The sequence below is a fragment of the Verrucosispora sp. WMMD703 genome, from assembly GCF_049178935.1.
Classification (GTDB): domain Bacteria; phylum Actinomycetota; class Actinomycetes; order Mycobacteriales; family Micromonosporaceae; genus Micromonospora; species Micromonospora sediminimaris.
The window spans coordinates 3918902-3930889 of record NZ_JBMHMM010000004.1; the positions used below are offsets into that span (position 1 = coordinate 3918902).

General features: G+C 70.2%; 11 protein-coding genes. 4 read left to right on the forward strand and 7 right to left on the reverse strand.

What is annotated here, in order from left to right:
• Nucleotides 1-9: 9 nt before the first annotated feature.
• Both ACN26Z_RS18510 and ACN26Z_RS18515 read right to left on the reverse strand, forming a co-directional pair.
• Entirely contained in the window at nucleotides 10-237 is a 228-nt protein-coding gene (locus tag ACN26Z_RS18510) for a potassium transporter TrkA (RefSeq protein WP_282238207.1), read from the reverse strand.
• Nucleotides 238-680: 443 nt separating this feature from the next.
• On the reverse strand, nucleotides 681-2135 hold the full coding sequence (locus ACN26Z_RS18515; protein WP_093406731.1) for a glycoside hydrolase family 43 protein: 1455 nt from the start codon (nucleotides 2133-2135) through the stop codon (nucleotides 681-683).
• Nucleotides 2136-2401: 266 nt separating this feature from the next.
• Here ACN26Z_RS18515 and ACN26Z_RS18520 point away from each other — a divergent pair, with 266 nt between their 5' ends.
• A complete protein-coding gene (locus tag ACN26Z_RS18520) occupies nucleotides 2402-2947 on the forward strand; it encodes a GNAT family N-acetyltransferase (protein ID WP_421462575.1) in 546 nt (181 codons plus the stop codon).
• Between the two features lie 218 nt (nucleotides 2948-3165).
• On the opposite strand, the gene ACN26Z_RS18525 is transcribed toward ACN26Z_RS18520, so the two are convergent.
• The 3 genes from ACN26Z_RS18525 to argS form a co-directional block, all read right to left on the reverse strand.
• Complete coding sequence (locus ACN26Z_RS18525; RefSeq protein ID WP_421462576.1) at nucleotides 3166-4053, reverse strand: GNAT family N-acetyltransferase; 888 nt, start codon at nucleotides 4051-4053, stop codon at nucleotides 3166-3168.
• A gap of 194 nt (nucleotides 4054-4247) precedes the next feature.
• Nucleotides 4248-4862, reverse strand: a complete 615-nt coding sequence (locus ACN26Z_RS18530) for a hypothetical protein (RefSeq protein WP_421462577.1) — start codon at nucleotides 4860-4862, stop codon at nucleotides 4248-4250.
• A gap of 200 nt (nucleotides 4863-5062) precedes the next feature.
• Nucleotides 5063-6787 (reverse strand): arginine--tRNA ligase, encoded by a 1725-nt coding sequence (gene argS, locus ACN26Z_RS18535; RefSeq protein WP_421464676.1) that lies wholly within the window; start codon nucleotides 6785-6787, stop codon nucleotides 5063-5065.
• Between the two features lie 419 nt (nucleotides 6788-7206).
• Between argS and ACN26Z_RS18540 the strand changes: the two genes are divergently transcribed.
• A complete protein-coding gene (locus ACN26Z_RS18540; RefSeq protein ID WP_421462578.1) occupies nucleotides 7207-8673 on the forward strand; it encodes a hypothetical protein in 1467 nt (488 codons plus the stop codon).
• Nucleotides 8674-8701: 28 nt separating this feature from the next.
• On the opposite strand, the gene ACN26Z_RS18545 is transcribed toward ACN26Z_RS18540, so the two are convergent.
• Nucleotides 8702-9199: a VOC family protein gene (locus ACN26Z_RS18545; protein ID WP_282238201.1), complete on the reverse strand. Its 498-nt coding sequence runs from the start codon at nucleotides 9197-9199 to the stop codon at nucleotides 8702-8704.
• 164 nt (nucleotides 9200-9363) lie between these two features.
• Nucleotides 9364-9813, reverse strand: a complete 450-nt coding sequence (locus tag ACN26Z_RS18550; protein WP_421462579.1) for a MarR family winged helix-turn-helix transcriptional regulator — start codon at nucleotides 9811-9813, stop codon at nucleotides 9364-9366.
• A gap of 57 nt (nucleotides 9814-9870) precedes the next feature.
• Between ACN26Z_RS18550 and ACN26Z_RS18555 the strand changes: the two genes are divergently transcribed.
• Nucleotides 9871-10989 carry a GNAT family N-acetyltransferase gene (locus tag ACN26Z_RS18555; protein ID WP_421462580.1) on the forward strand — a complete coding sequence of 373 codons (1119 nt, stop codon included), beginning with the start codon at nucleotides 9871-9873 and terminating at the stop codon, nucleotides 10987-10989.
• Between the two features lie 9 nt (nucleotides 10990-10998).
• Nucleotides 10999-11943, forward strand: a complete 945-nt coding sequence (locus ACN26Z_RS18560) for an FAD-dependent oxidoreductase (RefSeq protein WP_282238198.1) — start codon at nucleotides 10999-11001, stop codon at nucleotides 11941-11943.
• Nucleotides 11944-11988 lie beyond the last annotated feature (45 nt).

Below are 11988 nucleotides of genomic sequence, written 5' to 3' on the forward strand. Positions count from 1 at the left end.
GCGGAACGACTACTCGGAGAAGTACGTGCCGGCCAGCAGGGCGCCCACCTTACGCGCCTGCTCCTCCGACATCTCGATCACGGCGACCGGATCATCCTGCCCGGCGGCGAAGACGTAGAGGTCACGGTTGCCGTCCCGGCGTACCACCACCGAGATCCGTTGGGTGTTGCTGCCCAGGTCGACGTCGTACCGCTTGCCGATACCTGGCAGTTCCTGCACATAAATCCCTTTGCCCATGGCCCCTCCCGCTGCGCGGTCCACGATCTCTGCGCAATGGTACGAGGCAGCCGGCGCGGGCCGGCTGAATCACCACCTGCCTGGTCTGCGGCAGGGCGTCAATCAGGGGCGGGGACACGTTGATCGTGTCGGAGATGTGCCGGCGGTGGCGTACCTGATGCGGGCCGGGGCCTGAGCCAGCATCCGGTGCTTGAAGCTGCGCGGTGCCCGGGACATTAAGCTGCGCGGTGCCCGGGACATTGCGTCGCAAACGGCGCGAGCCCGCGATCCGTCCGCTGGCGTACCCCGTTCATGGACACGGGTGAGGCAGGTCCCGGCCGATCAGCGCACCGGAGCAGCCGCAAAGGCGGTTCGTCCCGATTCACCCGCACGTGGGCTTCGCGGTGATCGCCCCGGTGCCGATTCGCTGACGGAACCGTCGACGCGCACCCGTTGGCGAACGGCTACGAGGTGAGGCGGAACGTGGCGTCGGCGCGTGCCTGGGCGTCGTTGATCGGGTCGAGTCGCAGCTGGTAGTTGTAGTGCCGGACGTACCTGTCGGGGTAGTTGTACGACCGGAACGACGACCAGGACGTGTTGCCGAGGCCGGCGACCTGCCGGAAGGTGGCGTCGGCGGCGAAGACCGAGCTTCCGTCGTTGGCCGCCAACACGAAGTCGAAGCCGTAGTGCCGCAGGTAGTGGCCGGGATAGTTGACCGATTCGAACGACACGCCGGCGGCGTCGGCCAGCCCGGGCACCACCCGGAACTGGGCGTCCTGGGCCGGGCTGACGTTCGCGTCGATGCGTACGTCGTAGTTGGCGTGCCGCACGTACCGGTCCTGGTGGGTGTACGCCTGGATCCGGTTGGCCGGGGTGGTGGCGCCCCAGCGTCCCAGCACCGCACTCTCCTCGGCGGCGGTCAGGTTCAGGATCGAGCCGTGTCGTTTACGGCTGGCACCCAGCTGGTAGTCGGTCCGGGTCCGGAAGTTCGTGACGCTGCCCAGGTTGGTGGAGGTGACCGGCATGTAACCACGCCCGGTGGCGTACTGGTCGAGCCAGAGCGCCCACTCGTTACGACCGTTGAACTGCATCCACATCGGCCCTTCGACCACGTTGCCGCCGCCGGTGCCGTTGGAGATGCCCAGGTGGGAGAGGTTACCCAGCGTCGTCCACGAGCCGAGGATCGAGTTGCTGCCCTCGATGGTGATGTGCCCGTCGGCCGACGCCCGGTAGTAGCGGTACCCACCGACGGACCCGGGTACCTCGACGATCTGGGTGTCGATGATGCCCTGCCCACCGCCGGGGCGTTCGATGTAGAGCTGGGGCGCGGTGAAGCTACGGAAGTCGCTGGTGCGGACGTACCAGATGCGGTGCTTGGTCACGCCGTCGCGCAGGGAGTTCGTCGCCCAGTAGACGACATAGTCACCGGTCGCCGCGTTGTAGATGGCCTCCGGCGCCCAGGCGTTGCCGGCGCCCGGGATGGCACCGGCGACGTTGATCAGCCAGGGTGCGGACCAGTTCACCAGGTCGCGGGACTCCCACACCACAAGCGACCTGCTGCCCCGGTTCGCCGCGTCGTTCCACGAGGTGCCGCTGGCGATCCGTAGATCGGTGGCGACGATCCAGTACCGGTCGCCAGCGGGCGAACGGACGATGGAGGGATCGCGCACCCCCCGGGTGCCGACCGTGGACAGCAGCACGGGTGCGCCGTTGTTCAGGTCGCGCCAGTTCAGCCCGTCCCGGCTGTGGGCGAAGTAGACCTGCTCGCCGGTGGCCGACTCGCCGGTGAAGTGCGCCATCAGGTAGCCAGCGAACGGGTCGAGCGCGGCGGCCTCGGCACGCGGTGCCTGTGCCGCCGGCAGCAACAGCAGACACAGGGCGGCGAGCAGAGCGCTCGCCCTGGTCAGGACTTTGGACATGCGACTCTCCGTCCGTCCGGCGCGGCCGACGTTAGCGCTAACATCACCCGCGCCCGGACGGCCCTGGTCACTGTTTCGGGGGTGTTACGCAGTCTCCGCTTGAAATCGACACCCGTCAAGACAGTGACCGCTTCCACGCCGTGGCCTACGCCAACGGCGACGGGCCGACGGCGGCCGCCCGGTCTCGGCATCCGGCCGGTCTCGGCACCTGGCGCTGGCACGGAAACGTGGGTGACGGTACAGAACAGCACCGACAGAATGTTCCGGTGCAGATCCGAGAGGCGCGTCAGGACGAGCTACCCATCCTGCAGGACATCGAACGCGCCGCCGGACAATGCTTCCGCGACGTCGGTATGCCGCAGATAGCCGACGATGCACCGCTGCCGTTGGACATCCTCGTCCGCTACCGCGAGGCAGGCCGTGCCTGGGTGGCCACCGACACGACCGAAAGGCCGGTCGGCTACCTCATCGCCGACCTCGTCGACGGCAACTTCCACATCGAGCAGGTCTCCGTACATCCCGACGCCGCCCGTCGCGGGATCGGACGTCAGCTCATCGACCACCTCGCCGACCATGCGATGGCCAGCGGCATCCCCGCCCTGACCCTCACCACGTTCACTCAGGTGCCGTGGAACGCCCCGTACTACGCCCGCTGCGGCTTTCACACCCTGGACCAGAGCGACCTCACCCCGGGTCTTCGGGCCATCCGCCAACGCGAGGCAGCACACGGACTCGACCGCTGGCCCCGCGTCTGCATGCGCCGAACCCTGTGCCCGCCCTCGAACCAGACGTCGCCCCGAGGGCGGCCCTGACGAATACCCACCGGAAGATCATTTATCGGCGCCCTGCGAGCTTGCCGTACCAGATCTCCATGTACTGCACCAGGCACGCATGCCTGGTGCTCCAGCACTGTCAGCAGCAGGCGGGAGCCGCCACGGTCCATGACGTCATGACGCTTTCTACCCAGCCGTCCCGCGCCGCGGCTACCGGATTCCGTCACCCTCATCTAGCACGACAGCTGCCCCGGTATTCACCGGGAACCGCGGCGCAGATCGGTCACCTCAGCTGACGGCGTGAAGCCGGCCGAGGCGTAGGTAGCTACGGCGCCGACGTTGGAACTCTCCACGCACACACTCGCGCTGGACGAACCCATGTCGCGAAGGGCCGCAGCGGCGGCGAGCGTGATCGCCGTGCCGTAACCATGGCCTCGGTGACTTTGGTGGACGCCCATCGGCTCCAGCAATCCTGGCCGCCCCGGGCCGGCTGACCACACCGCCGCGACTGCCACGGCCTCGCCGCCCTGATCGAATGCGGCGAGGCAGCGTGCGTCAGCGTAGAACGGGCCACCGGCCATGGCGAGCCAACGCCCAACCGTGCGGCGCCGGTCGGCATCGTTGAAGGGCGACCCGCGAAACGCGGACCAGTGGACGCCGACCCACACCTCGGCGCGATCGGACTCGATGGTCTCGATACGCAGACCGCAGTCCTGCACCGGGTCTGAGAGACAGCGGTGGAACGTTGTCCACGGCTCATCCCGCTCCCAACCCCGTTCCAGCAGCAACTGGGTGAGACGCTGCGCACCTCGGGCTTCGACGGTCGCACCGTCGGGATCCAGGACACGCCCTGGGGTGTCCAGGTCAGCGGCGAGCCGGCGGGCCAGCGCCTCGTCATCACGCCAGTCGGGAGCGACGGCCATGCGCACCAGTTCGGGGCCGTCCAGCAGCCCGATCGCGTGAACCACCCCGTCGCGCAACCACATCCGGAGGTCAGCCGCCGTAGCCTCGGCGCCACGTAACGAGTGCCAGCCGAGATCGCCGGAATGCAGTCGCAGCGGTCCCCCGTCGTGCTGCCACCGCTTGAGCGCGTCCACCGCTGGTGGCAGCTCATCAACGCTCGGGGTGCTCAGAATGATGCTCATGGTGCACCCAAACCCAAGGAGCGGCCTGGCACCATCGATTATCGAAGCAGTCGGCGCTCGTCACGGTTCGCCGAATGTCGGTATCCAGGTCTCGCGCGCCGGCCGCTGCAGCGACTGCCGAGATGACTCGAAGCCAGTCGCTCGTAGCCGGGCACAGCTCAACTGGCTGCATCAAACCTGCCTGCCTCGGCACCTCAGCGCCGGTAGATATCCGGAAATGCCGCCATGGCGGTCCGCAGGTCGGTCAAGGGACCGCCGTCGATCGGGGTGCGGGTTGCCAGCAACCGCTCGGTGCCGTGCCAGACTGCCATCGCGTACTCGGCCTCGGAGGTATGGCAGAGCAGCCTGCCGGCGGGCGTGCTGAGGTGCAGTCCGTGACGGCGGGTACGACGCAAGGCGAAACTCCAGGCGCTGGAGGCGCCGGTGAACACGTAACTGTCATCCCGGCGCGCCAACAGGGTCGCGACGCCGTGGAGCATGTCCGCTGCGGCGAGATACACCATCAACAGTCCGCGCGACCCCAACTGGCGGGAACTGTGGGCCCCACCGTCCCAGCGCAGGCTGACGTGTCCCAACTCGAACCCGGTGACCTGCGCTGGCTCGTCAACGGGTGCGTCGAACGCCACGACGATCACACCATCATGTTCACATACCCGGCCCACGGGTACGGGTGATGGCCGGCGCGCCGCCACCGCGCCAAGGGGCTGCCGGTCGAGCGGCTGGTCGTCTGCCTCGGCACAGATCGCGGCCATCTCACTCAGGTAGGTGGCCAGTGGCGCAACGCCCGCCGTCGCCCGCCACTGGTCCACACCAGACTCGCCCCGAATCGGGGTCGCGTGCACCGGTCCGCCCGTACCGCACCGCACCTGCGTCCCGTCCGTCCGCCCGCGTTGATCAAGAGGTTTTGGTCTCCGACACGCGCGAACGCAGACGAAAACTTCTTGATCAACGCGTCCGCCGGGGGTGGGGGTGGGTGGGCGGGGGTGGGTGGGTGGGCGGGGGTGGGGGGTTATAGGTGGGTGGGGGTGGGGATGCCGAGGAGGTGTAGGCCGGTGCGGAGGGTGTCGCCGGTGAGGTGGCACAGGGCCAGGCGGTTGGCGCGCTGCGGTCCGGTGGCGCGTAGCACGGGGCAGTGCTCATAGAACGCGGTGAAGGTCTGCCCCAGCCGGTACAGATAGCCGCAGAGGCGGTGCGGCTCGTGACCGGCGACCACCTCGGCGAGGGTGTCGGCGAACCCGTCGAGATCGAGGATCAGCGCCCGTTCGGCCGGTTCCAGCGCCGCCGTCACGTCGACTGTGGCGTCGGCACCGTCGGCGCGGGCCAGGATGGAGCGGACGCGGGCGTGCGCGTACTGGAGGTAGACGCCGGTGTTGCCGACCAGCGCCAGCATCCGCTGCGGGTCGTACACGTAGTCCCGGGTCCGGTTGGTCGCCAGGTCGGCGTACTTCACCGCGCCGATTCCGACCTGCTGCGCCCGCTCGTCCAGGGCGGACCCGGTCAGCCCGGGATTCTTCGCCGCGACCACCTCCCGGGCCCGGTCGACCGCCTCGGTGAGCAGATCGACCAGGCGGACGGTGTCGCCGGCCCGGGTCTTGAACGGTCGCCCGTCCGGGCCGAGGACGGTACCGAAGGCGACGTGAACGGCGGCCACGGTCGACGGCAGCCAACCGGCCCGCCGCGCGGTGTCGAAGACCATCCGGAAGTGCAGGGCCTGCCGGGCGTCGACCACGTACAGCAGCCGGTCGGCGTGCAGTTCGACGACGCGCTGCCGCAGCGCGGCCAGGTCGGTCGCGGCGTAGCCGAAACCGCCGTCCCGCTTGCGTACGATCAGCGGCGTCGGCTCGCCGTCCGGGCCGCGGAGGTCGTCGAAGAAGACGCAGAGCGCGCCGTCGCTGGTCACCGCGACCCCCCGGCGCTCAAGATCGTCGGCGACCTCGGGCAGCGCGGCGTTGTAGGCGCTCTCCCCCACCGTGTCGGCGTCGGTCAGCCGCACCCCGAGCCGGTCGTATACGTGGGTGAAGTAGCGGGTCGACTCGGCGACGATGTCCCGCCAGGCGGCTACGGTGCCCGGGTCTCCGGTCTGCAACGCCACCACCCGCCGGCGGGCCCGGTCGGCGAACGCGGAGTCGATGTCGAACTCCCCCCGAGCCCGCCGGTAGAGCGTGGCCAGCCGGCCCATGGTGCCGGTGTCGTCCGGTGCCGGCGGGTCGGGGTGCTCGACCTGGTACTGGATGAGCATGCCGAACTGGGTTCCCCAGTCGCCGATGTGGTTGCGCCGCACCACGGTGCCGCCGAGGTGTTCCAGGATGCGTACCAGCGCGTCGCCGATGATGGTGGAGCGCAGGTGCCCGACGTGCATCTCCTTGGCGATGTTCGGCTGCGAGTAGTCGATCACCGTGGTGACGCCGGCCTCGGGCATGCCGACGCCGAGCCGGGAATCACCCAACCGGCTGGCGAGCTGCGCCAGCAGCGCCCGGTCGGTCAGCTCGATGTTGACGAAGCCCGGCCCGGCCACCCCCGCGCTGGCCAGCAGGCCGTCGTCGGGTAGACCGGCGACCACCTCCGCCGCGACCTGCCGCGGGTTGCGGCGCAGCGTCCGCGCCGCCGCCAGCACGCCGTCGGCCTGGAAGTCGGCGTGCTCGGAGCGGCGGATCTGCGGCGCGAGGTCCGCCATTCCCAGGCGGGCCGCGGCGGCGGTGACGGAGTCGGACAACGACGAGGCCAGCGAGGGCACGGTCACGGGAACTCCCTGGGATGGGATGAACGGGATCGTCACGAGGCGGGCCGGCCGCACGGCAGGTGCGGGCACGGCGAAAGGAACGCGCGGGTGAGCGGGACGACTATCGTCGTCGCAGGCGCGAGCGGCGGACGGTGCCGAGCACCCGATCCATCTCCACCGCCTCGAACGCCGGGGCCGCGAACCGAGCACGGCCAGATGCCGGAAGTGTACGCGCCGTCCCGTGCGGACGTGGACCGGGTTTCCCGCCGGTGCCGTCGAGGCGTGGGGAAATCCCTGATTCCCTCGCCTCCGGCGCTGTCTAGGGTCGATTCATGGCCCGCCCCGGTACGCGCTGGTCTGACCGCGCCTGAAGCCGCAACTCCGGTCTCCGGGTGCCGGTGGGTGGCGCCGTCCCGATCCGACGAGGAGTCCCGGTGCGCAAGGTTGTCTCGGCTGTCCTCACCGTGGTCCTCGCGCTGGCAACGACAGGGTGTGGCGGTCGGTCCTCGGGCGATCCAACCGCCGCCGAGGACCCGTACAGCGAGTCCGCGCTGCGCTACGGCATGGCGCCGGTGCCGCATCCCGACCTGACGTACCAGCCGGATGTGGTGCTCGTCGGCGGTGGGGGCCGCTCGGTCCGGTCGGTCACCGCCGACGGGTTGACCTGGCGGATCGACGGCGACGCCTCCCGTGCCGAAGACCTGACGCCCGGGAAGGTCATGTTCGTCACCGGACGTGGCGTCGGCCGGGTGCTCGACGTGCAGCGCGACGGGGGCGACCTGCTCGTCACGATCGGCCCGGTCAGCGTGACCGATGTGATCCGCGACGGCACTCTGGAACAGCGCGGCATCGCCATTGAGAACCCGGTCGTCTACCAGGCCGGTGAGCCGATCTGGGCGATGTCCGAGGAGGAGGCCGGCGCCCTGGTCGCCACACCCACCGGCCGCGCCGGCCGGGCCGGGCCGCTGCGGCTCGCCCCGCCACCGCCCCGACCGAACCAGCCGCCGCCGAGCCGTGGCGGTGGCGAGGTCAGGACGGTCGTCGCCAACTTCTCCACCGGCGTCAGCCTCAACGACGGCGCGGAGGTCAGCTTCCACTACCACCGCAACGGTACGAAATTGTCCGGACGGGCCGCACTGACCTTCGCCAAGCCGGAAGCGGACTTCCACCTGAACATCAAGGGCGGTTCGGTGACCCGGGCGGAGCTGTCGATCAGCGGCGGCTTCGGCATCCGCTACTCGTTCGAGGCTGGTCTCCGGGACGGGCAGAACATCAGGACGGTGCTTCCCATCCCGGTGGACTTCAGCATCCCGATGGGCACGGTGCTCGGCGTACCGCTGGCGTTGACCGTCAGCCAGACGGTGAAGGTCACCACCGCCTTCGGCGCGAAGGCGGGGACGATCAAGGGCAAGGGTGAGTTCTCCCTCGCCGGCTCGCTCGGCTACGGCTACGCCAACGGCACGTTCGGCCCCCAGGTCAGCAAGAACTTCAAGCGCAAGGAGAGCCTGATCAACTCGCTGACTGGCGTTCCGGTCGGGGTGATGGGCCTGCTCATCGAGCATCAGGTCCGGTTCGACGTCGGTTTCAGCGCGTTCGTGCTCAAGGCCGGCCTGTTCTTCGAGGTGTCCACCGCGTACGGGACGACAATCGGATCGGCGCTCGGCGCTCCGCTGGCGGTCTGCCGGGGAGTGGGCATCGGCGTCCGAGCCTCGTACGGCGTCGGATACACGATCCTGGCCCCGGTGGTGAACGTGATCAACAAGTTCCTCAGCCTGATCAACGTCAAGCCGATCGACCCGTCCGGCAAGCTGGGGCCGCCGCCGTACGTCATCCACAGCGACGAGGAGGTCATTCCGCCCGGCACCAGACTCTGCGGCACCCCGAAGCCGGCCGCCGACTGAGCACGGTGCCGGCGGCCCGGACGTCCGGTCACCGGCCCACGTCGTCGCCAGTGGGTGAGGAACCGGCCGCGTCGGTGCCGAATCCGTCGAGCGCGGCGCGCTCGTCGAGCGTACGCAGCTCCTGAAACACGGTGATGTGCAGGCCGGCCGGGGCGTCGAGGCGGGCGTTGACCGACTGCCACGGCGTGGTGGTGGGTGGTGCCACCTGCTCGGCGCCGGCCGCGACCAGCCGGTCGGTGGTCGCGGCGGTGTCGTCCACCTCGAACGCCACCCGGATGCGCGGGGCGACCTGACGTCCCACCTCCACGTCGTCGATCATGCGTTTCTGCGCCGGGTTGGCGATCTCCAGCGTGGCCCGTCCGGCGTCCAGGATCACCACCTGGGCATCGTCCGCGCCGGAGAACGCGGCCTGCTCGGGCAGGCCGAGCACGTCGCGATAGAAACGCACCGCCGCGTCGTAGTCGTCGGCCTGCACTACGAGCCGCAACTGGCGGACCGTCGACGTGGACCTCTCGGATGAACTCACTGCTGCCACTCTCCCGCGCTGGTTTCCGTGGGTGCCGGTGCCGGCACCCACCGGCCATGGTGGTGCGCTCGGCCGCCGACCGCCACTCTGGGCGGCCGGGCCGGTCGTCGCGCCGCCGGGCACCTCGCGGCGGTCACCGCCCCGGTCACGTCGAGTCGCCGGAGTCAGTCGGGTAGGTCGGCGATCCGGGTCGAGAGCTTGCGCAGCACGGCGAGTTCGTCGGCGCTCACGTGCTCCAGGAAACGGGAGCGTACCGAGACGACGTGGTGCGGGGCGGCCTGTTCGAGGATGGCGAAGCCGTCGTCGGTCAGGTGCAGGAGACAACCACGGGCGTCCTGCGGGTCCGGCTCCTTGTCGATGAGCCCCCGTGCCTGCATCCGGGCGGCGTGGTGGGACAGGCGGCTGCGTGACCACTCCATCTTGGCGGCCAGCTCACGCAGCGGCCACCGACGATCGGGCTTCTCCGACAGCGTGCTCAGCACCTCGTAGTCCGCGGCGGAGAGCCCCGAGTCGCGTGCCAGGTCGCGGCCGATCCGGGCGGGTAGGGCGATGAGCAGCCGCCGGAAGGCCCGCCACGCCTGCTCCTCCTCCGCACTCAGCCAAGCCGTCTCCATGTCCGCCACCCTACATGTCATTGACACGTCATTGAAAGTACGCCTATGGTCGTTGACATGTCATCGAATAGCTCCGGCGACCTTCGTGTCCTCGTCATCACCGCCAGCACCCGACCCGGCCGGCTCGGACCCGCGATCACCGACTGGTTCGTCCGGACCGTCCGCCCGGCTGCCGCGTCCGACGCGATAACGGTCGACGTCGCTGATCTGGCCGACGTCGCGCTGCCCCTGCTCGACGAGCCCGAACATCCCGCCCACGGCAGCTACCGGCACGAGCACACCCGCCGGTGGAGCCGCACCGTCGCCGCGGCCGACGCCTTCGTGGTGGTGACGCCCGAGTACAACTTCGGCATGCCGGCGGCGCTGAAGAACGCCTTCGACTTCCTCTACCACGAGTGGGCGTGGAAGCCGGTGGCCTTCGTCAGCTACGGCAACACCTCCGCCGGCACCCGATCCGCGCAGATGGCGAAGCAGGTCGTCACGACGCTGCGGATGATGCCCATCGGAGCCACTGTCGCCCTGCGCATCGCGGACAGCGTCCACGACGACCGGGTGACCGGGTCCACAGCGCTCGACGGGGCCGCCCGCGCGGTGCTGAGCGAGCTGAGCCGGGTGGCCCGCGTGCTGCGTCCGTTGCGCGCCGGGACCGACCCGACGGCCGGCCACGGGCCGGTCCCCGGTCTCACGCTCGGTGAAGCCCAGGCCGGCGATCTGGCGGAGCTGCTCGTCCTGCAGCGGTGCTGCTGGGTCCAGGAGGCCATCGTCAACGACACCCTCGACCTGGCGCCGCTGCGGGAGACGATCGACGAGTTGCGGGCGTCGCTGGAGACCTGGCGGTGGTGGTGCGTACGCCGCGACGGCCGCCTCGTCGCTGCGGTGCGTGCCCGGGCGCAGGAGCGCGCCTGGCTCATCGGTCGCCTGATGGTGGCGCCCGACCAGGCGGGCAACGGCATCGGCTCCTGGCTGCTGTCGTACGCCGAAGGACAGGCGCCCGAGCAGACCACGCACTGCACCCTCTTCACCGGCCACCGCAGTGTCCGCAACATCAGCCGGTACGAGCGCGCCGGTTACACCCGCACCGCCACCGGCGACATCCCACCGGACAGCGTCCGCCTGTCCAAGCCACGCTCCGACGACCTGGCCGGCGCTGTCCAGCACGGTGTCCCTGTGGTGTGATCTCCAGGCATGAGGGTCCGGGTGGTCGGTGCCGGCGTCGTCGGTCTGACGAGTGCGCTGCGCCTGGCACGCGACGGCCATGACGTCGATGTGGTTGCCGCCCGGACGGGCGACGACACGACATCGGCGACCGCGGCGGCACTCTGGTATCCCTACCGCGCGTATCCGGCGGCGGAGGTGACCCGTTGGTCGGCGTCCACCTACACCACCCTGCGTGGCCTGGCCGCCGATCGGCGCACCGGCGTACGGATGCGCCTGGGTCGGGAGCTGTTCCGTCGGCCCGCCGCCGAGCCGTGGTGGCGGGACGCGGTGCCGGACCTGGCCCGGGTCGCCGCCGAACGACTACCGACCGGCTACGCCGACGGTTTCGAGCTGACCGTCCCGGTGGCGGACATGGCGGTCCACCTGCCCTGGCTGCTCGGCGAGGCGACCGCCGCCGGGGTGACGGTCCGCGCCGGGCGGTACGAGAAGCTGGCCGACGCCTTCGTGGGCGTGGATGCCGTGGTCAACTGCACCGGGCTCGGGTCCAGGGAACTGGTCGGTGACGTACACCTCTCTCCGGTGCGGGGGCAGGTGGTCGTCGTCGCCCAGTTCGGCCTGCGCGAGTGGGTTCTCGACCAGTCCGATCCGGCGCACCTGCGTTACGTCGTACCCCGGGGTGACACGGTGCTGCTCGGTGGCACCGCCGACGACGGCGACGAGGACCTGACCGTTCGGGCGGACACGGCCAGCGGCATCGTCGACCGCTGCGCCGAACTCGTACCCGCGCTGCGCGACGCGCGGATCCTCGGCCACCGGGTCGGACTACGACCCGGCCGTCCGAGCGTTCGGCTGGAGGTCGAGGTCACCGGTCGTGGTCCGGTGGTTCACTGCTACGGACACGGCGGCGCCGGCGTGACGCTCTCCTACGGCTGCGCCGAGGACGTCGCCCGCCTGGTGTCCGGACTCCGCTGAGCGACATCACCCCGCGAGCCGACGCGCCGACATCACCGCAACGGC

Coding starts and splice junctions, on each gene's coding strand:
- ACN26Z_RS18510 (WP_282238207.1), bottom strand. CDS start 237: ATGGGCAAAGGGATTTATGTGCAGGAACTGCCAGGTATCGGCAAGCGG.
- ACN26Z_RS18515 (WP_093406731.1), bottom strand. CDS start 2,135: ATGTCCAAAGTCCTGACCAGGGCGAGCGCTCTGCTCGCCGCCCTGTGT.
- ACN26Z_RS18525 (WP_421462576.1), bottom strand. CDS start 4,053: ATGAGCATCATTCTGAGCACCCCGAGCGTTGATGAGCTGCCACCAGCG.
- ACN26Z_RS18550 (WP_421462579.1), bottom strand. CDS start 9,813: ATGGAGACGGCTTGGCTGAGTGCGGAGGAGGAGCAGGCGTGGCGGGCC.
- ACN26Z_RS18555 (WP_421462580.1), top strand. CDS start 9,871: ATGTCATCGAATAGCTCCGGCGACCTTCGTGTCCTCGTCATCACCGCC.
- ACN26Z_RS18560 (WP_282238198.1), top strand. CDS start 10,999: ATGAGGGTCCGGGTGGTCGGTGCCGGCGTCGTCGGTCTGACGAGTGCG.